19 protein-coding genes and 1 pseudogene are annotated in these 20,241 nt (G+C 62.8%); 13 read left to right on the forward strand and 7 right to left on the reverse strand.

Annotated features, from left to right (window positions below; genetic code table 11):
• Nucleotides 1–140 precede the first annotated feature (140 nt).
• Nucleotides 141–743, reverse strand: a complete 603-nt coding sequence (locus BN1118_RS17245) for a peroxiredoxin C (protein ID WP_042872512.1) — start codon at nt 741–743, stop codon at nt 141–143.
• Between the two features lie 146 nt (nt 744–889).
• Between BN1118_RS17245 and BN1118_RS17250 the strand changes: the two genes are divergently transcribed.
• The gene (locus BN1118_RS17250; RefSeq protein WP_043141650.1) at nt 890–1,798 is read left to right on the forward strand and encodes a hydrogen peroxide-inducible genes activator; all 909 of its coding nucleotides are present in this window, start codon (nt 890–892) and stop codon (nt 1,796–1,798) included.
• Between the two features lie 86 nt (nt 1,799–1,884).
• Here BN1118_RS17250 and ahh1 read toward each other — a convergent pair whose 3' ends face one another.
• Nucleotides 1,885–3,750 (reverse strand): hemolysin Ahh1, encoded by a 1,866-nt coding sequence (ahh1, locus tag BN1118_RS17255; protein ID WP_043557243.1) that lies wholly within the window; start codon nt 3,748–3,750, stop codon nt 1,885–1,887.
• A gap of 852 nt (nt 3,751–4,602) precedes the next feature.
• Here ahh1 and BN1118_RS17260 point away from each other — a divergent pair.
• Entirely contained in the window at nt 4,603–5,049 is a 447-nt protein-coding gene (locus tag BN1118_RS17260) for a C40 family peptidase (protein ID WP_042872518.1), read from the forward strand.
• A gap of 65 nt (nt 5,050–5,114) precedes the next feature.
• Here the strand turns inward: BN1118_RS17260 and BN1118_RS17265 are convergent, their stop codons facing one another.
• Entirely contained in the window at nt 5,115–5,408 is a 294-nt protein-coding gene (locus tag BN1118_RS17265; protein ID WP_042872521.1) for a hypothetical protein, read from the reverse strand.
• 213 nt (nt 5,409–5,621) lie between these two features.
• Here BN1118_RS17265 and BN1118_RS17270 point away from each other — a divergent pair, with 213 nt between their 5' ends.
• From BN1118_RS17270 to BN1118_RS17285, 4 genes are read left to right on the forward strand one after another with little or no spacing between them, the layout of a single operon-like run.
• Nucleotides 5,622–7,055 (forward strand): coniferyl aldehyde dehydrogenase, encoded by a 1,434-nt coding sequence (locus tag BN1118_RS17270; protein WP_043557245.1) that lies wholly within the window; start codon nt 5,622–5,624, stop codon nt 7,053–7,055.
• 18 nt (nt 7,056–7,073) lie between these two features.
• Complete coding sequence (locus BN1118_RS17275; protein WP_043557247.1) at nt 7,074–7,676, forward strand: TetR/AcrR family transcriptional regulator; 603 nt, start codon at nt 7,074–7,076, stop codon at nt 7,674–7,676.
• A complete protein-coding gene (locus BN1118_RS17280) occupies nt 7,657–8,175 on the forward strand; it encodes an SCP2 sterol-binding domain-containing protein (RefSeq protein ID WP_043557249.1) in 519 nt (172 codons plus the stop codon). The genes BN1118_RS17275 and BN1118_RS17280 overlap by 20 nt, the downstream gene beginning before the upstream one ends.
• A 17-nt stretch (nt 8,176–8,192) precedes the next feature.
• Nucleotides 8,193–9,377, forward strand: a complete 1,185-nt coding sequence (locus BN1118_RS17285; RefSeq protein ID WP_043557250.1) for an iron-containing alcohol dehydrogenase — start codon at nt 8,193–8,195, stop codon at nt 9,375–9,377.
• A gap of 36 nt (nt 9,378–9,413) precedes the next feature.
• On the opposite strand, the gene BN1118_RS17290 is transcribed toward BN1118_RS17285, so the two are convergent.
• Both BN1118_RS17290 and cysM read right to left on the reverse strand, forming a co-directional pair.
• The gene (locus BN1118_RS17290) at nt 9,414–9,689 is read right to left on the reverse strand and encodes a hypothetical protein (RefSeq protein WP_043557251.1); all 276 of its coding nucleotides are present in this window, start codon (nt 9,687–9,689) and stop codon (nt 9,414–9,416) included.
• 156 nt (nt 9,690–9,845) lie between these two features.
• Nucleotides 9,846–10,760 (reverse strand): cysteine synthase CysM, encoded by a 915-nt coding sequence (gene cysM / locus BN1118_RS17295; RefSeq protein WP_043557252.1) that lies wholly within the window; start codon nt 10,758–10,760, stop codon nt 9,846–9,848.
• A 134-nt stretch (nt 10,761–10,894) separates the two neighbouring features.
• Between cysM and BN1118_RS17300 the strand changes: the two genes are divergently transcribed.
• The 6 genes from BN1118_RS17300 (at nt 10,895) to BN1118_RS17325 (ending at nt 16,214) form a co-directional block, all read left to right on the forward strand.
• Complete coding sequence (locus tag BN1118_RS17300; RefSeq protein WP_011705401.1) at nt 10,895–11,152, forward strand: GNAT family N-acetyltransferase; 258 nt, start codon at nt 10,895–10,897, stop codon at nt 11,150–11,152.
• Nucleotides 11,142–11,735: a nucleotidyltransferase family protein gene (locus BN1118_RS17305; protein ID WP_043141020.1), complete on the forward strand. Its 594-nt coding sequence runs from the start codon at nt 11,142–11,144 to the stop codon at nt 11,733–11,735. The genes BN1118_RS17300 and BN1118_RS17305 overlap by 11 nt, the downstream gene beginning before the upstream one ends.
• Before the next feature lie 70 nt (nt 11,736–11,805).
• Nucleotides 11,806–13,629, forward strand: coding sequence for a SulP family inorganic anion transporter (locus tag BN1118_RS17310; RefSeq protein ID WP_043141018.1), 1,824 nt, complete (start codon nt 11,806–11,808; stop codon nt 13,627–13,629).
• Between the two features lie 134 nt (nt 13,630–13,763).
• The gene (locus tag BN1118_RS17315) at nt 13,764–15,110 is read left to right on the forward strand and encodes an MATE family efflux transporter (protein ID WP_043557253.1); all 1,347 of its coding nucleotides are present in this window, start codon (nt 13,764–13,766) and stop codon (nt 15,108–15,110) included.
• 11 nt (nt 15,111–15,121) lie between these two features.
• Nucleotides 15,122–15,712, forward strand: coding sequence for a hypothetical protein (locus BN1118_RS17320; protein ID WP_043557254.1), 591 nt, complete (start codon nt 15,122–15,124; stop codon nt 15,710–15,712).
• Nucleotides 15,713–15,998: 286 nt separating this feature from the next.
• Nucleotides 15,999–16,214 (forward strand): HP1242/YdcH family protein, encoded by a 216-nt coding sequence (locus BN1118_RS17325; protein ID WP_005313020.1) that lies wholly within the window; start codon nt 15,999–16,001, stop codon nt 16,212–16,214.
• Between the two features lie 72 nt (nt 16,215–16,286).
• Here BN1118_RS17325 and BN1118_RS17330 read toward each other — a convergent pair whose 3' ends face one another.
• On the reverse strand, nt 16,287–17,414 hold the full coding sequence (locus BN1118_RS17330; RefSeq protein WP_043557255.1) for a helix-turn-helix domain-containing protein: 1,128 nt from the start codon (nt 17,412–17,414) through the stop codon (nt 16,287–16,289).
• A 187-nt stretch (nt 17,415–17,601) separates the two neighbouring features.
• On the opposite strand from BN1118_RS17330, the gene BN1118_RS17335 reads away from it, so the two are divergent.
• Nucleotides 17,602–20,094 (forward strand): penicillin acylase family protein, encoded by a 2,493-nt coding sequence (locus BN1118_RS17335; RefSeq protein WP_043557256.1) that lies wholly within the window; start codon nt 17,602–17,604, stop codon nt 20,092–20,094.
• Nucleotides 20,095–20,124: 30 nt separating this feature from the next.
• On the opposite strand, the pseudogene BN1118_RS21905 reads toward BN1118_RS17335, so the two are convergent.
• Nucleotides 20,125–20,241 (reverse strand): annotated as a pseudogene (locus tag BN1118_RS21905) (IS1595 family transposase); the annotation flags it as partial.

Here is a 20,241-nt window from a genome sequence, read left to right on the forward strand (position 1 = left end):
ACGGCCTGACTAGCAAAAGCGCGCCTCTGGGCGCGCTTTTTTATGGCCGGCATTTGGCTGGGAGCGAGACCGGCGCAAAAAAGATATAAAAAAACCGATGCCTTGGCATCGGTTTTTCAGTATCCGGTACGCAGACCTTATTACAAGGAAGCGGCGTTCTCGGACAGATACTTGGCAACGCCATCCGGAGAGGCGGTCATGCCTTTTTTGCCTTTCTCCCACTGAGCCGGGCACACTTCGCCGTGCTCTTCGTGGAATTGCAGGGCGTCGACCATGCGCAGCATCTCGTCGATGTTGCGACCCAGCGGCAGATCGTTCACGACCTGGTGACGAACCACGCCGTGGCTGTCGATCAGGAAGGAGCCACGGAACGCCACACCGGCTTCCGGGTGCTCGACGTCATAGGCTTTGCAGATCTCGTGCTTGATGTCGGCAACCAGCGGGTACTTGACCGGACCGATGCCGCCGTCTTCGATCTTGGTGTTGCGCCAGGCGTTGTGGGAGAACTCGGAGTCGATGGAGACACCGATCACTTCCACGCCACGCTTGTTGAACTCTTCCAGGCGGTGATCGAAGGCAATCAGCTCGGACGGGCAGACGAAGGTGAAATCGAGCGGATAGAAGAACAGGACCGCTGCCTTGCCTTTGATGTGGGATGCCAGGTTGAAGGTGTCAACGATCTGGCCATTGCCCAGAACGGCAGCAGCGGTGAAATCGGGTGCGGGACGGCCTACCAATACCATATTCAATTCCTCTTTATGTGAAGTGAACAATCCTGTCAGGATTGGGCTACCTAGAGCCAAGTCCGTCTAATTCAAGCGACAAACTATAGACCCGGTGGTAGATTAGTTAAATCAAATTAAATAGATAGCATTAATCGGGTTTTCCTATGCAACGTTGGCCCAGCCTGAAACAGCTGCAATATCTGGTCGCTCTCGACGAGCACAAGAACTTCAACCGCGCCGCCAAGGCCTGTCATGTCAGCCAGTCCACCCTGAGTACCGGGATCCAGACGCTGGAAGACATGATGAACCTGCAACTGGTGGAGCGGGACCACAAGAGCTTCATTATGACCCCGGTCGGCATGGAAATCGTCGAGCGGGCTCGCAATTTGCTCTCGGATGCACGGGATCTGATGGAACTCGGCCAGCATCAGGGCGGCGTCATGCATGGTACGGTACGGCTCGGCTGCATCCCCACCATAGCCCCCTTCCTGCTCAGTAAGCTGCTGCAGGTATGTGGCAAGGCCTATCCTGAGCTGGAATTGTTGCTGCGTGAAGACACCACCACCAACCTGCTCAAGCAGCTGGAGCAGGGTCAGCTCGACTTGCTGATCCTGGCGCTGCCGGTGGAGATCGGCGGCTTCCACTGCAAGATGGTCGGCCAGGACCCCTTCCACATGGTGATGCCCGCCAGCATGGCGGCCGGTCTGCACACCCCGTTCGACTACAAGGAGCTGCCCAATCAGAGCATCTTCCTGCTGGAGCGGGAGCACTGCCTCACCGAGCATGCGGTCAGCGCCTGCCGGTTGCGGGACAAGAGCAAGATCAACCCGTTCGCCGCCACCAGCCTGCACACTCTGGTGCAGATGGTCGGCGCCGGGCTTGGCACCACCTTCCTGCCGCAGATGGCCATAGATGCCGGTATCCTCGACAACACGGATCTGGTGGCCATTCCCCTGCCGGGAGAGAAGCCGTACCGCGAGATAGGCCTGGTGTGGCGTCCCAGCACGACCCGGGTACAGACCTTCTACAAGCTGGCCGAGCTGCTCACCCCGCTGATCGAACCCAAGGCCTGAACTTAGACAGACCTCCACGAAAACGCCGGCAACTTGCCGGCGTTTTCATTGGTCAAGACTCTGACACTAGATCAGCTGCCGAACCGTCAGTTGCCGGTCGGTGGCCCGAAGATCTGGGTGTAGGAGGTCAGGGTACGCAGGCTGACGTCACCAGGCTGGCCATTCTCGTCATAGAGCGCCAGCGCGCCCGTCTGCTTGTCGTGACCCAGCAGCTGATGGGCGCTCAGGTTGCTGAGTGCATCGCTCTCCGCTTTCCACTCCCAGCGTTGTCCCAGGCTCAGGCTGCAGCTCTGCAACTGGCCCAGGTTGTTGCCATCCAGGCAATGACGGGTATCCAGCGCACTGACATAGCGGCCGTACTGGTCATAGATGAAGGACTGGGCGGCCGAGGTCTCGTCACAGGTCACGGCGCTCACGCCTTGCTGAGCATCGGCGCTCAGGCAACGGTTGTCAAAGCCGCCCAGCTGCAGGTTGACCGGGCGACCACCGGTAAACACCGGGTGGTTCCAGTCCACCTTGAAGCTGGTGGAGGCGGTCACCCGTCTGCGCTTGTCGACATCCTCGAAGCCCTGGAAGGAGACATGGGCGCCCACCACGTAATAGTGCTTGTAGATGCCGGTGTAGATGGGACGGATGTTGACCGAGGAGTCAATCTTGAACTCTGTGCTGCCCTGCTCGTTGGGCGCCGCCTTGTAGATGACGTCCAGATTCGGCACGAAGCCCTTGTAGCTCAGCGGCTGGATGCGATTGTGATCCACATCGTACCCCATGCCCCAGACGGTGGCCGTCTTGGACGAGAGCAGAGACTCCGCCGTCGCGTATTGATCCCGCACCCAGCTGAAACTCACCTTCTGGGCGCTGGGAGCCGAGCGCTCGACCCGATAGTCCTGGGTGTTGTAGGCGAGCTGGCGCTGCTGGCTGAACTTGGCCGAGGCCTCCAGCTTGGCCTTGGGCCCATCCTTGTTCACCTCGACCCCGCCGGTCACCCCCACCTCGAAACCCGAGATCTCGCGATGCTCATACTTGCTGTTGAGGTTGGTGGGCAGGCTCTTGAGCACGGCCGCCTGGGCGTTGGAAGCTTCGATGGTGAAGCGGTAGTCCTGGGCGATGGCGTCGGTGGCATAGTCCCGCGCCCAGCCGTCGAGCAGGGTGTAGCCGGCAAAGTTCTCGCTCCAGGTGAGATCTTCGTTGAGCTGGATGCCAGCACCGGCCGACTCCTCATCCAGCGAGATCCGCACTATCTTGGCATCCGGCGTGGCGGAGCCCGTGTTGCCAAATTGCAGGGAGCGCTCCAGGTTCACCCGATAGACCAGCGAGATGTTCGGCGAGTCACAGAACAGCCGATCCCCCCGATCCCAGGTGCGCGAGCGCGGGAAGGTGCACTCGGCATCGCTGATCTTGCGATTGACGTTGAGGTAGAAGGCCACGTGCGGCAAGCCGGCTTCGGCGGTGGCCGGCTGGGTCAGGGAGCGTTTGTGGCGTTTGCCCTGCCCCGCAAGACTCTCGACCCGCTCCATCACCCGATAGAAGGCCGGATCATCGACGCCCCCCAGCGGGGTAAACAGCAGCGCGCCCTTGTAAGCTGAGACCAGCACCCAGTCGGCATCGAACGAAATGCCGGCCAGCTGCTCCATGGCCTTTCTGGCCTGTTGCCGCTCGCCCTTGTCAGTAATGGCGCTGAAGTCGATGAAGACGCGCTCCCCCTGCCCCAGCACGCGCTCGCGCAGTTGATCAGGGGTCAGCCCCCTGGCGGCCTGCTGCTCATCCAGCCAGACGCCGGCGTTGAGGTAGACAAGTCCCTGCTCCGATTGCAGGCTGGCCAGCATGGCGGTGCCCTGATCGGTACGCTCGCCTATGTCTTCGGCATGCACGCTGCCTGCCAGCAAGGCCAGCGCGAGCAGACTGAGAGTGGGAGCCTGAGTGATGAATTTGCGTGGTTTTTTGTTTTTCATTGTTAGCTCCTTGTCGAATCACACCAGACTATTTCCACCATGAGGTGGAACAGCATAACCCTATTATTGATGGTTATATTTCGGTGTTATTCTGCTTGCTTGCCGCGCAATGCCAGCCATTTTTCTCGCTGTGAATTAACAGCGTATTCATGGCGGGTATTTCATATGACAAAACAAGGACTGCGGTGCAGTCTAAGGTGGAAGATTCGGCGCTCGCCGATGCTATTACACTGTTGCCGAGTACACAGTTGTCGCGCTCTGATAGCGCTGCCCATTTTAGATGCGGGTGACACCTGTCTTTAGCCTCGCGTCCCTGTTCATCGGCCTGAACGATGAAGCGGGAGCCTGATGCCTTGGGCATTCTGCCGCGAGGAAACACTCACTGCTATGGGCTCTATATCATGGGGCGGCCCTCCTCTGTCTGGTGATATTGTCAGCCAACGCCAGTCATTGACCGAATATTATTATGTGAACCAGTTGCGGGAATATACCCATATATATCTAATTTGCTGCCACCATATTGGTGACGGGGGTTGCCTGTCTAGCGGCCTGCTGTAATAGGGTTTCATCATAACGAATTAGCCTGAAATAATAACGTGACACAGATCACACGACGGCGTCAATAACGTTAATGATAAAATCATTCAAACTTGAATAGAATAATTACGTTAATATTGAAATGCTCATTCAAGATAACCGCCAAATATTATTCAAATGAATACAACCGATAATATGACGTCACTCGGCCCATGCCCTTTCCGGGCGCTCAGACGCGGTTTATTGCCAACAAGGCTATGTTCGAGCCCCAAACCCCGTTTATGATGAGCGGGTCGTCGAGTCGAAGGAGCCCCCATGCATTGCAAGTTACTGCTGCCCCTGCTGGCCCTGTTGCTGGCCGCCTGTTCCAGCACGCCCGAACCGCCGCCGCCCCGCCAGAGCAGTGCCTTCGACGGCTTCTACCAGCAATGGCGCGGCGTGCCCTATCGCATGGGCGGTGCCAGCCGGGCCGGGCTCGACTGCTCCGCCTTCACCCAGCTTGCCTACCAGCAGGTGCTCGGCTTCAACCTGCCCAGAACCACTGAATCCCAGGCCAGCCTGGGCACGCCGGTCGATCGCTACCGCTTGCAGCACGGCGATCTGGTCTTCTTCAAGACCGGCTGGCAGCAATACCATGTCGGTGTCTACACGGGGGCCGGGGAGTTCATCCACGCCTCCACCAGCAAGGGGGTGATCCGCTCGCGCCTCGACAATGTCTACTGGAACAGCCGCTACTGGCAGGCCCGTCGTCTGACGCAGTGAGCCCCGCTCACCATGAAAAATGAGAAAGGCCCGTGACGGGCCTTTCTCATTGTCTGTTTGCCGACTCAGTGCTTGCGATGCCAGCGCGGCGAGGTGGCTTTCTCGCCCCAGGGGGTGACGCAAGGCAACAAGGCCCCCTCGATCACCGTATCGCTGCTGGCCAGCGCCTCGGCAATCTTCTGATGCAGCACCCGCAGCAAGCGTCCCTCCTGTTCGGCCAGGGAGTGACCCGCGGCAAAGAACTCGCGCTGGTGTTGCAACGCCAGCTTCTGGGCAAATTCATAGGTGTTGAAGCAATCCGGCATCCGCTCGACCACATCATCAAGCCGGGCCAACAAGCTGTTCAGTTCCCTGGTCATGTCGCTCACTCCTTGTAGGTTGATGGCCAAAAACTACCCCTAATTGGATAAGCCACCAACCACCAAATCTCGAAACTGTGGTGGGTCGCACAGTTCACAGGTGAGTCATCCGCGACCCTATGCTAAGCCAGATGGCAAAACTTTACAGCCGATTAACAAGCCGCTAGATTTAGACCGACCAATCAGTCGGTCAATTAACGCGCGAGGTATGCCATGGAAGCGGTTCAGTTGCAGGAGACCACCACAGACAAGCTGTCGCTACCGGGCAAGCTGGCCCGGCTCAGGCAGGCCTGTCAGGCCAATCCCATGCCGGGTCTGAGCGAGCGCAGAGCCCATCTGAGCCAGCTCAAGCGCGCCCTGCTGGCCCACAAGCAGCCGTTGTGTGACGCCCTGGCCCGGGATTATGGCCAGCGCAGCGATTACGACAGCCTGATCGCCGACATACTCCCCAGCGTCATGCAGATCAACTACACCCAGCGCCGGATCAAGCGCTGGATGCGCCCGCACCGCCGCCACACAGGGCTGCTGCTGGCCCCGGCCAGGGTCGAGGTGTTCTATCAACCGCTCGGGGTGGTCGGCATCATAGTGCCGTGGAACTTCCCCGTGATGCTGAGCCTGGGGCCCCTCATCAGCGCCATCGCCGCCGGCAACCGGGCCATGCTAAAACTCTCCGAATTCACCCCTCACACCAACGCCGTGCTGCGCACCTTGCTGGATCAGGTGTTCGATGAGGATGAGGTCACAGTGGTCGAGGGGGATGCCCAGGTGGCAGCCGCGTTCAGCGCCCTGCCGTTCGATCATCTGCTGTTCACCGGCTCGACCGCGGTGGGCAAGCTGGTGATGGCCGCCGCAGCCCCCCAGCTCACCCCGCTCACCCTGGAGCTCGGTGGCAAGAGTCCCTGCCTCATAGCCCCCGACATGCCCATAGCGCTCGCGGTAGAGCGGATGATCTTCGGCAAGAGCCTCAACGCCGGCCAGATCTGCGTGGCCCCCGACTATGTGCTGCTGCCACGGGGCCAGGAGCAGGCCTTCATCGAGGCTTACCGCAACCACTTCGCCCGCCTCTATCCCCAGGGGCTGGGGAGCCCGGATTACGGCTCCATCATCAACGGGCGCCAGTATGAGCGGCTCACCGGCTGGCTGGCCGAGGCCGAGCAGGCAGGTGCCCAGGTGCACCCCTGCGGCAGCCCGGCCCAGGACGACGTCGCCCACCGGCTGGCGCCCCACCTGCTGACCGACGTGCCCAACCACTGCCAGCTGATGCAGCAGGAGATCTTCGGCCCCCTGTTGCCGCTGGTGCCCTACGACAGCCTGGATGAGGCGCTCGCCTACATAGCCGCCCGCCCGCGCCCCCTCGCCTTCTATCTGATGAGCCTGGATCCGGCGCTGCAGGCCAGAGTGACCCGGGAGACCCACTCTGGCGGCATGGCCATCAACGAGAGCCTGTTCCAGGTGGCGGCCGATGACGTGCCGTTTGGCGGCATCGGCGCCTCCGGCATGGGCCACTACCACGGTCACGAAGGCTTTCTCACCTTCTCCAAGGCGAAAACCGTGTTGAGCCGTGGCAGGTTCAGCACAGGCTCCCTGGTTCACCCCCCTTATCGGCGCTGGCACCAGCGGCTGATGATGGCGCTGTTTTTGCGCTGACGGGCGCCGGAGACCTGCATGCACAAACCCATGACAGACAAGCGCCGCCAGATCCTGGATGCCGCCCTCGCCCTGTGCGCCGAGGATGGGTTGCAAGGCGCCGCCACCGCCCGCATCGCCAAGGCGGCTGGGGTGGCCAACGGCACCCTGTTTCACCACTTCCCCAGCAAGGAGGTGCTGATCCAGTGCCTCTATCAGGATGTCAAACTGCGGCTCGGCGCCGCCATCACGGAGGCGGATGCCGCCCTGCCCCTGCGCGAGCAGGCCAGCCATTACTGGCAGCAGGCGATGCAGTGGATGCTGGACCATCCCAACGAGCTCAAGTTCGTGCTGGGGTTCTTCCACTCCCCCCTGCTGGCGCGCCCCCTGCGCAGCCAGATCCTGAGCGATACCCTGCGCTTTCTGCCGCGTCTGCTGAGCCTGGGCCAGGCCAGCGGTGCCCTGATGCAAGCCCCGCCGGCCCTGATGCTGGAGGTGTGCCAGAGCCAGTTTCTGGCCTGCGCCTCCCTGTTTGTCGACCAACCTGAACTGGGACGGGACGCTCACTGGCAAGCCAGTGCCTTCGCCCTGTTCTGGTCCGCTATCTCGGGAGTGAACCCTCATGCAAAACCGGACGCTTGAATCCCTGGCGGCCTTTGGCCGCCGTCTTTGGATAGCCACCCTGCTCTGGGTCATAGGGCGCACCCTGTGCCGCGCCGCCCGGGTCGATGAGGCGGTGCGACAAGAACTCGCCCCCCTGCCCGACGGCCTCACCATACGGCTGGAGGTGGCGGGCCTCAGCCAGGCGCTGATCATCCACAAGGCGGCAGGTCGCTGGCAGTGCGGCGCACCGACCCATACCAGCGGCGATCTGCACCCGCTGCGAGTGCGTTTCAAGCATCCGGGCATCGCCTTTCGCGCCCTCAGCTTTCGGCTCGGGGTCAATCAGGCATTCAGCGAAAACCGCTTGCTGGTGGAGGGGGATCTCACCGTCGCCATGCACCTGGTACGGGCGCTGGAACAGCTGCAGGCCCTGATCCTGCCCGCCTTCATCGCGCGGCCACTGCTGCGCCACTATCCTGACCCGCGCCGCAAGCTGGCGCGCGCCTGCCACATCTACCTGGGTCTGTTGACCGGCTGAACAAGAGGATGAGCACCATGAGTCGCTATTACGATTTTTTCTGCCCGGTCAAGCTGATGGCGGGCGAACAGGCACTGGAGCAGCTCGCGGGCGAGCTGGCCGGATTGGGCGCGCGCCGCCCGCTGCTGCTCACCGACAAGGGGGTCAGCGGCACCGGACTCGCCACCCTGCTGGCCAATGTGCTGGCCGAGGGGGAGCTGCCGGTCGCCGACATCTGGGACGAGATCCCGGCCGACTCCTCCACCGCCGTGGTGGAGCGGATCGCGGCCCGCTATCGGGAGCTCAAATGCGATAGCCTGGTGGCGCTTGGCGGCGGCTCCGTCATCGACACCGCCAAGGCGGTCAACATCCTCGCCTCCATGGGAGGGACGCGGCTGCTGGATTATGCCGGCGCAGGCTGCCTGACCAGACCCCTGCAGCCGCTGGCGGTGGTGCCCACCACGGCGGGCACGGGCTCCGAGGTGACGCTGGTGGCTGTGATCAAGGATGAGGCGAGCGGGCGCAAGGTGCCCTTCACCTCCCCCTTCCTGCTGCCGCAGCTGGCGGTGCTGGATCCGCGCCTCACCCAGGGCTTGCCCCTCAACATCACGGCGGCCACCGCCATGGATGCCATGACCCACGCCATCGAGGCCTTCATCGGCAACGCCAAGAACCCGGTCAGCGACGCCCTGGCCCTGATGGCGGTGGAGAAGATCGCCAGTGCCCTGCCCCAGGTGCTGAACAACCCGCAGGACAAGCGCCTGCGGCTGCAACTGGCGGAAGGATCCACCCTGGCGGGCATGGCGTTTTCCAACTCCATGGTGGGGCTGGTGCACGCCCTCGGCCACAGCCTGGGGGCCCGCTGTCACCTGCCCCACGGCCTGTGCATGAACCTCTTCCTGCCGACCGTGCTCGACTACAACCGGCCGGGCATAGATGAGGAGCTGGCTCGCCTGCTGCTGCCTCTGGTCGGCGCCGAGCGCTTCGCGGCGACCCCGGTCGCCGAGCGGGCACAGGCCAGCATCCAGGCCCTGTGCGCCTTGCGCGATACCCTGTGGCAGGCGGTGAAGCTGCCGCGCACCCTGCGCGAAGCCGGCGTCACCGACAAGGCCCTGCTGCCCGAGATCCGGGATCTCGCCATCAACGACGGCGCCTTGCTCTACAACCGCAAGGATGCCGACCGGACCCAGCTGCTCGGCCTGCTGGAGCTGGCCTGGGAATAGCCAGCTTGGCCAGGCCCCGCATGGCGGGGCCGCTTGCTACCAGCTGATGGTGGCACCGGCGCCATAGTTGTCCCTTCCCTCCGGCGTCTTCTCGCGCCAGATGGACTCCTTGTTGCGGCGAATGGCCTCTTCCCGCTCCTGGTTGCGCTCCCAGACGGGTTTCATCTCGTCCAGTGGCCGCTCATGTTTCTCCCCCTTGTGATCGATGACGGCGCAGTGCTTTTCGCCGCACTGGTAGGCATAGGGTTCAACGGTGCAGCCCGCCAGGGCCAGGCCAATGAGAGAAATACTCAGGGAGTAAGGCAAGATCATGTGACGCTCCTGTTTGCATCGGTGACGAGAGGGCGCCGAGTGTCAAACAGGAGACAAAGGGATTCAACCTTGTGAAAGCTGTTGATTGTTACAAAGGGTACATCAAGCAGTTTGTCAGCAAACTACTGATAACTATCATGTTACTGACCGCTTCACTCAGATCGGCTCTGCCGGATCCGGCGTAAAGACCCCGGTGGAGAGGTAGCGATCCCCCCGATCACAGATGATGACCACCACCACTCCCTGCTTGATCTCTGCCGCCACCCGCAGGGCACCGGCCACGGCGCCACCTGAGCTGACCCCGCAGCAGATCCCCTCCTCCCGCGCCAGCCGGCGCATCATGAGCAGCGCCTCCTGCTGGGTCACGTCCAGCACCCGATCGACCCTTTGTGGCTCGAAAATGGTGGGCAGGTAGGCCGCAGGCCAGCGGCGAATGCCAGGGATCTGGCTCCCCTCTGCCGGTTGCAGGCCTATCACCTGCACCGCCGGGTTCTGCTCCTTGAGGTAGCGGGAGACCCCCATTATGGTGCCCGTGGTGCCCATGGCCGAGACGAAGTGAGTGACAGCCCCCTCGCTCTGGCGCCAGATCTCGGGGCCGGTCGATTGATAGTGGGCATCCGGGTTGGCCGGGTTGTTGAACTGATCGAGCACCAGTCCCTCCCCGCGTGCCTCCATGGCCAGCGCCAGATCCCGCGCCTCTTCCATGCCGTTCTCCACCAGCACCAGCTCGGCGCCATAGGCCTGCATGGCATCGCGCCGCTCCTGGCTCATGGTGCGCGGCATGATGAGCCGCATCCGGTAGCCCCGCGCCGCCGCCACCATGGCCAGCGCTATGCCGGTGTTGCCGGAGGTGGCCTCGATGAGCCGGGCTCCCGGCAGCAAGCGACCGCTCGCTTCGGCGCTCTTGATGAGGTTCAGCGCCGGCCTGTCCTTGACCGAACCGGCGGGATTGTTGCCCTCCAGCTTCACCAGCAGGGTGACCTCTGGCCAGGGATTGATGCGGCGCAGCGCCAGCAGGGGGGTATTGCCAATCAGATCTTCCAGCGTGGCGAAGGCCATAATGGGATCCATCCTCTGTTAACTGTTCTATACCTTGGCTAGCGGGTATGCACCCGGTCGGGCTCGCAGTGTAAGCGAGCCCGTGCAGTTGGCAAAGGGCTGCCAACGTGGTCAGATAACCCCATTCCCCGTACCGAGGAGCAAGCATGAGCGAGATCATTCATCAGGCCAACCAGCAACAATTCATCTGTGTGGTGGACGGCAAGGAGTCCAGGCTGCGTTACCGGCGGCTCGATGCCAAGACCATAGACGCCTACAGCACCTTCGTCCCGCCGGAGCTCAGGGTACAGGGCATCGCCGATCAGCTGGCACGCACCTTCTACAGCTGGACCCAGGCGGAGGGGCTCACCATAGTGCCCAGCTGCAGCTACATAGACGTCTGGCTGCGCCGCAATGCAGGTTGACGCACAAACGCGTCAGAGTACGCAAGAGGCGCGCCTGCAAGCGCAGACCGAAATCCTGCTGCGGGCCGATGACCAGCGCATGGCCTGCCTGCAGGCAGCCCGCGAGCTGGCGCTGCCCGACTGGGCGCTGGGGGCCGGCTTTATCCGCAACCTCATCTGGGATCATCTGCACTGTAAATCAGTCCCTACCCCGCTCAACGATATCGATCTCGTCTATCTGGATCTCGCTGATCCGGCTGGATTGAAGGAGGCCGAGCACGAGGCCTGGCTGGCCGCCAGGGTGCCTGGCCAGCGCTGGGAAGTGCGCAATCAGGCCCGCATGCACCAGCGCCAGCGGGTTCCCCCCTTTGTCAGCAGTCTGGAAGCCCTCAGCCACTGGGTGGAGCTGCCCACCTGCATCGGGGTCCGCCTGCTGACAGATGATAGATTCGAGTGGCTAGCCCCTTACGGCTTTGCACCCAACTGGTCCCTGCAGGTGGATCCCAACCCGCGCTGCCGGCAGGAGAGCCGGGTTTTTACCGAGCGGGTCAAGGCCAAGGAGTGGCAACGGCTGTGGCCTGACCTGGTGGTGAACTGGCCATAACCTGATTGCAATGTTTCGGCAACCTTGGGCACACTAGGGAAAAGCTGTTTGTAACTCAATGGGTTAAATAATGCGCGACTTCTTCTCACTCGAACGCTGGCTACCGGGCCTCGCCGCCCTGCTGCAATACCAGCGGGCCTGGCTGATGCCGGATGTGCGCGCTGGACTGTCGGTGGCGGCCGTGGCGCTGCCCGTGGCCATCGCCTATGCCGAACTCGCCGGCGTGGGGCCCCTGGTCGGCCTCTACTCCTGCATACTGCCCATGCTGGTCTACGCCCTGTTTGGCACCTCCCGCCAGCTGATCGTCGGCCCGGACGCCGCCACCTGCGCCGTGATCGCCGCCGTGGTCACCCCGCTCGCCGCCGGTGATGCCACCCGCCACTGGCAGCTGGTGATGACAATGACCGCCATGACCGGCTTCTGGTGCCTCATCGCCAGCCGCTTCAAGCTGGGGGTGCTGGCGGACTTTCTCTCCCGCCCCATACTGATGGGGCTGCTCAACGGCGTGGCCATCACCATCATGGTGGGCCAGCTCTCCAAGATCTTCGGCTTCACCTTCAGCGAGCGCTACCTCATAGAGCGGATCGCGGGCGGTGCCAACTACATCACCCAGACCCATCTGCCGACCCTGGCCATGAGCCTGACCGCCTTGCTCACCCTGCTGCTGGCCAAGCGCTACAAGCCGGCCTGGCCCTCCTCCATGGTGGCCATGGTGGTGACGGCGGCCCTGGTGTGGGGACTGGATCTCGGCCAGTTCGGCATCGCTACCCTGGGGGCCATCGGCTCGGGTATGCCCGTCTTCCAGTTGCCGGAATTTCCCCCAGGTCTGATGCGCGAGCTGGTGCTGCCGGCGCTCAACCTCGCCATGGTGAGCTTCGTCTCCATGATGCTCACCGCCCGCAGCTTCGCCGCCAAGAACGGCTATGAAATCGATGCGGACAAGGAGTTTCGGGCCCTCGGCATGGCCAACCTGGCGGCGGCCGCCTCCCAGGGCTTTGCCATCAGCGGGGCGGATTCGCGCACCGCGGTCAATGACGCCAACGGCGGCAAGAGCCAGCTGGTCTCCATCATAGCGGCCGCCGCCATCGCCCTGGTCACCTTCTACCTGACGGCGCCGCTGCAATACATACCCACGGCCGCCCTCGGCGTGGTACTGGTCATGGCGTCGCTGTCGCTGACCGATTTTCGCGGCCTGTGGGCGCTGCGCCACTCGGATCGGGCCGCCTTCTGGCTGGCGCTCATCACCTTCGTCAGCGTGCTGGCCATGGGGGTCATTCCGGGGATCACCCTCGCCGTGCTGCTGGGTCTGTTCCAGTTCCTGCGCAACGTGATGCGCCCCACCGACCAGTTGCTCGGCATGGATGACGAGGGGGTGGTACGCACCCTGGGGGACAACGAGCAGGCCAAGGCCATTCCCGGCATCCTGGTCTATCGCTTCAACTCGCCGCTCACCTACTTCAACGCCCCCTACTTCAAGCGGCGGGTGCTGGCGCTGCTGGTGCAGGATCCCCACAACCCCAAATGCCTGGTGGTGGATGCGGTGGCCTGTTTCACCCATCAGGACATCAGCGTGATGAGCATGGTGGGGGAGCTGCACAAGGATCTGAAACGGCGCGGCATCCACATGGTGATGGCCGGTCGCCACGGCCAGATGAGCCAGTGGCTCAAGCAGGCGGGGATCCGGGTGGGCGACGAAGGGGTCATCCTCTGCCCCGACATGTATCAGGCGCTGCGCATGACCCGCTGCTACCGGGAGCCCGTGTTCAAGGATGACACCGTGGTGGAGAGCACCACGGACGCCATCCTCTCCCACTGGCCCCAGGATGATGCGCTGCCGGACTCGGCGAGGCTCACCCTCCCCTCTGAGCAGGAGGCGGGCGCCACCCCGGCCTGATCGGGCGCCGAACTCTCCCCGGGAGGGTCTGGCACACTCTCCGCTCAGGGCAGGATTGCACCCTGCGGACTCTTGGTGTTAAATGCCCGTCCAGATGGCGCTGACGAGGGCCATCCCCAGTATTTGGACACCCCATGCAAACTCAATCCCACGCGGGCCCGGGCACTCTCTTCTCCCTGACCTGGCCGCTGTTTATCGATCTCGCCCTGCACTTTCTGACCGGGGCCCTCAACACCTTCATGGTGGGCCACGTCTCCTATCAGGGCGTAGCGGCACTGGCGGTCGGCAACCAGGTGTTCGATCTGGCCATCACCTTGTTCAGCTTCGTCAGCATAGGCACCAGCGTGGTGATCACCCAGTATCTGGGGGCCGGCGATCGGGAGAAGGCGCGCATCGTCATCCACACCGCCATCGGCTTCAACCTGCTGGTGGGGCTGGTGGCCGCGGTCGGCGTGCTCGCCGGCGCCAGCACCATGCTCTCCCTGATGAACCTGCCTGCTCATCTGATGGGCGATGCCACCCTTTATCTGCAGATCATCGGCCTGTGCCTGCTGCCAGAGGCGGCGGCGCTCTGCCTGGCCGCCACCCTGCGTGCCCACGGCCATACCCGTCAGGCCATGTACGTGACCCTGACCGTCAACCTCATCACCTTCATCGGCAACCTGCTGCTGCTCTACGGCTGGTTCGGCCTGCCCCAGCTGGGGGTGGCCGGGGTCGCCATCAGTACGGTGGCGGGTCGCATCATCGGCGTTGTGTTGCTGGTGTGGCTGGTGGCGCGTAAAACCGGTATCAAGTTGCGTTTGCCCGAGATAGTCCGCCCCAGCAAGGTCATGCTGGACAAGGTGCTGCACATAGGCCTGCCGGCGGCGGGGGAGAACCTCTCCTGGATGCTGCAGTTCATGGTGGTCACCGCCTTCGTCGGCCTGCTCGGCGACAAGGCGCTGGCGACCCAGTCCTACTTCTTCCAGATCTGCCTGTTCATCCTGCTGTTCGGCCTCTCCATCGGTCTTGGCAACGAGATCATCATCGGCCATCTGGCGGGGGCCCGCCGCTTCGAGCAGGCCTACAACCAGCTGATGAAGAGCCTCAAGCTCGGCCTCATCGTCACGACCCTGATCGCCATCGCCGCCGCCCTCAATGGCCGCGCCATCATCAGTTTGTTCACCGACGATCCCGACATCATCACCCAGGTGGCCCAGCTGTTTCTCATCAGCCTCATCCTCGAACCCGGCCGCACCTTCAATCTGGTGGTGATCAACGCCCTGCGTGCCACCGGGGATGCCCGTTTCCCGCTCTACATGGCGCTCGTCTCCATGTGGGGGATTGCCGTTCCGCTCGCCTATTTCCTTGGTATCATGCAGGGCTATGGACTGGTCGGCATCTGGTTGGCGCTCGCCTGCGATGAGTGGGTGCGCGGTCTGGCCATGTTCTGGCGCTGGCGCAGTCGTCGCTGGCAAAACAAAATTCTTGTTGAAACATAAGCGGAATCACAATGAAGAAAATCGGACTCTTGTTGGCTGCCATCCTGCTCAGCCCGCTGGCCATGGCGCAAACCGCGCCCGCGGCTCCCAAGGCGCAAGCCGCCAAAACCTGGTATGTGGCACCCATCGCCATCGACGAGACAAGCGAGGCCCAGAAGGCGCTGACCAAAGATTTTACAGCCCAGATGATCAAGACCATCAAGATCAACGAATACCAGACCGGCAAAGCACTCGGCAAGACCCAGGATCCCAAGTGGCTGATCCGCACCAAGTTGATGCCTGCCAGCACGGAGCCGCTGGTCGGCAAGAAGCACCCGCAGGGTCTCACCTACGGCAAGGGCATCCCCACCCAGGAGATAGTCGGCGAGCTCATCATGAACGGCACCCTGGTGGCGCATGTCGGCCAGGGCTGGCGTGAACCCATACTCCCGGGCACCCCGGTGGCCGAGAAGATCACCATAGCCAACTACCAGTACGCCATCGGCAACGAGGCCAAGGCGCCGGATCTGGAAGAGCTGGCGGCGCAGATTGGCTTCGAGGTGGGCAAGGTGATTGCCAGAGACGGCAAGCCGCTGCCCGAGAAGAAAAAGAAAAAAGAGTAAACGCCACACCTGTTCTCAAGAAGGGGCCCCTGGCCCCTTTTTGCTGCCCGCTTGCCAGCCCGCCACCGTCATCAAACCGTCACAACTGTGATCGCGATTCCAGTTTGAAGCTCAGTTTCTTACTTACAAATGGCTTATCAGCTTGTGATTCAAGCAGTTAAAAATCATCCCCCAGATGCAGCAAATCATTGGTCCCGAATTCGATCGGGATCACATTTATCTGTGGGGGGAAGGGGTACTTTGGTTTTGAAGGCACAATCAAACGAAACCAAGGAGGCTTCATTACATGTTCCCAGAGTACAGAGATCTCATCTCGAAACTGAAGAGCAGTGATGTCCATTTCCAGAAGAAGTTTGACTTGCACAACGACCTGGATGCGGAGATTAGAAAGTTGGAAAAGCATCACGCCAGCGACTACAGCTCCGAGGTGAAGGATCTGAAAAAACAGAAACTTAAACTGAAAGAGGAGATATACGACATCCTCAAACAACATCCACACTAGACGCCTCGACGAATACCCGGATAAGCAACTTATCCCTCCAGCCCGGCTCAAGCCGGGCTTTTTATCGTCTCGTCACGGGGAAGCCGTCCGAAACGCTGGCAGGCCCTGACGGCGAAATTCGCTCGGGGTCTGCCCCGTATGGCGGCGAAAGGCGGTGTTGAAGGTGGACTTGCTGTTGAAACCGGCCCGGTAGCAGATGCTGGCCACCGTCTCGTCTCCCGCCTGCAGCAGCCGTTTGGCCTCCTCCACCCGATAACGGTTCAGCCAGTCGTAGAAGTTGCCCCCCGAGCAGGCGTTGATGGCGGTGGAGGCCTGATGGGTACTCAGGCCGCACTCGCCAGCCAGCTTGCCGAGGGAGAGGCCGGGATCCCGATAGGCCCCCTCCTTCAGCCGCCGCTCCAGCTCGTCAAACAGCGGCTGCTGGCTCGCGTCCTGTGCCGGGCTCATGACGCAGGCCTGACCCTCACTCCCGCCGGGTTGCGTGATCTCTGCCGAAGCCGCCTGTTGCGGCAGGCGGGCATGGGCCAGTACCTGCAACAGCAGATAGGCGGTGACGGGGGCCTGCAGATAGACGGTGGAGAGCGGCCAGCCGAGCCAGCTCAGGGCGATCCGCCCCAGCAGCAACAAGGCCACCAACAGTTGCAGTCCCTGCAACTGGCTCACCCAGGCCCGCAGCGCCGGCTTGCGGCTGACGACCCCAAGCCGCTGCTGCCGCCACCAGTAGATCAGCCCCAGCAGGGCCATGATGGCCAGATAGCGATTGCCGTAGAGGGTGATGCCGGGCCACAACCCATCCCCCTGCTTGCCGAGCAGGATCCAGCGCACCTTCTCGGCGCCAGGCAGCAACCAGTAAGGCAGCGCCAGCACGGCCACCAGCAACAGCGGCAGACTGTGCACCATGCGGTCACGCCAGCGGCCGAGTACAGGCTCCCCCTGCAGGGCCCGGATATAGCCATAGAGGCAGAACGGCAGCATCACCACCAGGGGATCCGCCAGTTTGAGCAGATGAGGCCAGCGTTCGAACAGCTGCTGCTGATGGTAGAGATACTCCAGCGCCTGCACGCTGCTCAGGGCGAGCAGGGCCAGCAGATAACCGGAGGCTGAGTCCCAGCGTCCCCGCCACTGCCAGCCGAGCGCCGCCAGCAACAACATGCCCGCCAAGCTCAGACTGAGCAAGGCCGCCACTTCTTCCCACTGCATATGCTTGCTCCCCCAGGTACGGCTCCATCGAGACGGACCTGTTTATCCTTGTTTTTATTCTGTTTTTGGAACTATGACCGGTTCCATCCAGCGGAGCGACAGCCAGCTCGCCCTGCTCTTAAATACCCTCTCCTGCGGGCAAAAAGCAACAGAACCATAACAAGCACGGACAACAGAAGGAACTCAAATGCGATCTCCCTTTCCCCTTACCCTGCTCGGCTGCCTCGTTCTGGCCGGCTGCCAGGAGAACAGCAGCGAGCCGGATCCCGCTCGCCACTATGACGTCACCCTCACCTACACGGAGCAGGGGGTGCCCCACATCAAGGCGAATGACTACGCCAGCCTCGGCTTCGGGGCAGGTTACGCCCATGCCGAGGAGAACCTCTGCACCCTGAACGAGCAGATCATGAAGCTGCGGGGGGAAAAATCCCGCTGGCTGGGGGCGGGAGAGCAGCAGCGCAACCTGCTCTCCGACGTGGGCTATCGCTCGCTGGATCTGCCCGCCCAGGCCGCCGCTCTGTATGGCAAGCTGGCGCCGGATGCCCGCGATCTCATCGAAGGCTATGTGGCGGGTTTCAACCACTCACTCGCGGGACGAGCCAGCCCGGCGGACTATCCCTCCCCCTGCCGTGGGGCCGAGTGGGTCGAGCCCATCACCCCGACCCAGCTGCTGGCCTATCACCTGGATCTCGCCCAGCTCGCCAGCGGCCGCAGCTTCATCGGCGCCATGGCGAGCGCCCAGCCCCCCGGCAGCGGGACGCAGGCGCGCGCCCTGCCTGACCCGGAAGCCGAGTGGCTGCTCACCGCCGAGGGGATCGGCAGCAACGGCTGGGCACTGGGGGCGGATCGCAGCAGCAATGCCAACAGTCTGCTGCTCGGCAACCCCCACTTCCCCTGGGATGGCGAGCTCAGGTTCTACGAACAGCACCTGCAGATCCCGGGCAAACTCAACGTGACCGGCGCCACCATGATGGGCTTTCCCGCCATCCTGATCGGCTTCAACGAACAGCTGGGCTGGACCCATACCGTCTCCCAGTCCAAGCGCTTCACCCTCTATCAGCTCACCCTGGATCCCGCCAATCCGCTGCGCTACCGCTACGGCGACCAGTGGCGGGAGATGAGCCAGAAAACCGTCACGCTGCAAGTGCGTCAGGCCGATGGCAGCCTGCAACCCTATGCCCAGACCGTCTATGCCAGCCACTTCGGCCCCGTGGTCAACCTCGCCTCCCTCTCGCCCACCCTGGGCTGGACCAGCAGCAGCGCCATCAGCTTCCGCGATGCCAACGCCGGCAACTACAAGATGCTGGAGCAGTGGCTGGCCATGGCCAGGGCCCAGAGTACCCCGGCCTTCTTCGACGCACTGGCCGAGCATCAGGGGGTGCCCTGGGTCAATATCCTGATGATCGACAAGGCGGGCCAGGCCAGCTATGTGGATGCCACCCAGGTACCCCGCCTCGGCGCCAAAGCCGAAGCCTGGTGGCGAATGGCCTCCCAGACCCCGCAGCTGACCCCCGTCTGGCTGGATGGCGAGGGCAGCGTGCTGCTGCCGGGCAATGATCCCGACTTCGAGTGGGTCGACAGCGGCCAGACCCGGGCCCCCGGCCTTGTTCCCCTGAGCCAGGCCCCCCGCCAGACCCGCAGCGACTACGTCTACAACGCCAACAGCAGCCACTGGCTGACCAACCTGGCGGCACCGCTGGAGGGTTACTCCATCCTCTACGGACCGGAGCAGACGGTGCGCAGCCCGCGCACCCGCTACAACGCCCAGCTCATCAGCACCCCGGAGACCATGGGACTGACCGGGGCCGATCGCCGCTTCACCCTGCCGGCGCTGCAACGGGTGCTGACCCACAACGGCTCCCTGTTTGCCCGCGAACTGAGGGATCCCCTGCTGGCCCGTTGCCAGGCCCATCCGCTGATCCAGCTGACGAGCGGCCCGCTGGACCTGACCCCGAGTTGCAATGCGCTCGCCAACTGGGATGGCGAGTATCAGCTGGAGAGCCGGGGCGCCCACCTGATGCGCGAATGGCTGACGGCGTTTCGCACCAGCGGCCACAGAGACATCAAGGATGCCTTGTTTGCCATCCCCTTCGATCCGGCCCAAGGCGCCACCACCCCGAGCGGGCTGGCCCCCTGGGGCGGCGCGCCGGATCAGGATCCCGCCCTGCTGGCGCTGGCCCGGGCTCAGCAACGGTTGCAGGCCGCCGGTATCGCGCCGGATGCCGAACTCGGCGCGCTGCAGTTCGTGCAAAAGGCGGCCGGGCTGACCCCCATAGCGCTGCCGGGAGGCAACTCGTTCGAGGGGCTGTTCAACATGGTGCAGACCAATCTGCCTTCGCGCAGCAGCTCTGATCTCGCCAACATAGTGACCGGCAAGAGCGTGGCGGACACCACGCTGCGCAGCCTGGATGACGACGGTGACGGCCAGCCCGAGCTGCGCTATCGCGCCAACTACGGCTCCAGCTTCGTGCTGGCCCTGCAGTTCGATGCCGCCGGCCCCAAAGCGGAGCGCTTCCTGAGCTACGGCCAGTCCCACGATCCCGAGAGCCCGCACTTCACCGATCAGACCGAGCAGTTTGCCCGCCAGCAGTGGCAGCCCATGCGCTTCACCGAGCAGGAGATAGAAGCCCATCAAGAGCGCAGTTTGCACCTCAAGGTGCTGCGTGCCACCAGCCCCTGAGCCACGCCTCTCTCCAGCCATAAAAAAAGGCTATGTCCCAATTACGTGTTGCATGGGGCGCCCCAGCGCCTCATGCAAACAATCCCTGATCCCCACTCTCTTACCGTAGCGCTCCAGCATCCTGCGCCAACCCAGGTAATTCCTCAG

Source organism: Aeromonas bestiarum (assembly GCF_000819745.1).
GTDB classification, from domain to species: domain Bacteria; phylum Pseudomonadota; class Gammaproteobacteria; order Enterobacterales; family Aeromonadaceae; genus Aeromonas; species Aeromonas bestiarum.

Excerpts from the sequence above, each read along its gene's own strand:
- BN1118_RS17245 (WP_042872512.1), bottom strand. The coding sequence starts at position 743 with ATGGTATTGGTAGGCCGTCCCGCACCCGATTTCACCGCTGCTGCCGTT.
- BN1118_RS17250 (WP_043141650.1), top strand. The coding sequence starts at position 890 with ATGCAACGTTGGCCCAGCCTGAAACAGCTGCAATATCTGGTCGCTCTC.
- ahh1 (WP_043557243.1), bottom strand. The coding sequence starts at position 3,750 with ATGAAAAACAAAAAACCACGCAAATTCATCACTCAGGCTCCCACTCTC.
- BN1118_RS17260 (WP_042872518.1), top strand. The coding sequence starts at position 4,603 with ATGCATTGCAAGTTACTGCTGCCCCTGCTGGCCCTGTTGCTGGCCGCC.
- BN1118_RS17265 (WP_042872521.1), bottom strand. The coding sequence starts at position 5,408 with ATGACCAGGGAACTGAACAGCTTGTTGGCCCGGCTTGATGATGTGGTC.
- BN1118_RS17270 (WP_043557245.1), top strand. The coding sequence starts at position 5,622 with ATGGAAGCGGTTCAGTTGCAGGAGACCACCACAGACAAGCTGTCGCTA.
- BN1118_RS17275 (WP_043557247.1), top strand. The coding sequence starts at position 7,074 with ATGCACAAACCCATGACAGACAAGCGCCGCCAGATCCTGGATGCCGCC.
- BN1118_RS17280 (WP_043557249.1), top strand. The coding sequence starts at position 7,657 with ATGCAAAACCGGACGCTTGAATCCCTGGCGGCCTTTGGCCGCCGTCTT.
- BN1118_RS17285 (WP_043557250.1), top strand. The coding sequence starts at position 8,193 with ATGAGTCGCTATTACGATTTTTTCTGCCCGGTCAAGCTGATGGCGGGC.
- BN1118_RS17290 (WP_043557251.1), bottom strand. The coding sequence starts at position 9,689 with ATGATCTTGCCTTACTCCCTGAGTATTTCTCTCATTGGCCTGGCCCTG.
- cysM (WP_043557252.1), bottom strand. The coding sequence starts at position 10,760 with ATGGATCCCATTATGGCCTTCGCCACGCTGGAAGATCTGATTGGCAAT.
- BN1118_RS17300 (WP_011705401.1), top strand. The coding sequence starts at position 10,895 with ATGAGCGAGATCATTCATCAGGCCAACCAGCAACAATTCATCTGTGTG.
- BN1118_RS17305 (WP_043141020.1), top strand. The coding sequence starts at position 11,142 with ATGCAGGTTGACGCACAAACGCGTCAGAGTACGCAAGAGGCGCGCCTG.
- BN1118_RS17310 (WP_043141018.1), top strand. The coding sequence starts at position 11,806 with ATGCGCGACTTCTTCTCACTCGAACGCTGGCTACCGGGCCTCGCCGCC.
- BN1118_RS17315 (WP_043557253.1), top strand. The coding sequence starts at position 13,764 with ATGCAAACTCAATCCCACGCGGGCCCGGGCACTCTCTTCTCCCTGACC.
- BN1118_RS17320 (WP_043557254.1), top strand. The coding sequence starts at position 15,122 with ATGAAGAAAATCGGACTCTTGTTGGCTGCCATCCTGCTCAGCCCGCTG.
- BN1118_RS17325 (WP_005313020.1), top strand. The coding sequence starts at position 15,999 with ATGTTCCCAGAGTACAGAGATCTCATCTCGAAACTGAAGAGCAGTGAT.
- BN1118_RS17330 (WP_043557255.1), bottom strand. The coding sequence starts at position 17,414 with ATGCAGTGGGAAGAAGTGGCGGCCTTGCTCAGTCTGAGCTTGGCGGGC.
- BN1118_RS17335 (WP_043557256.1), top strand. The coding sequence starts at position 17,602 with ATGCGATCTCCCTTTCCCCTTACCCTGCTCGGCTGCCTCGTTCTGGCC.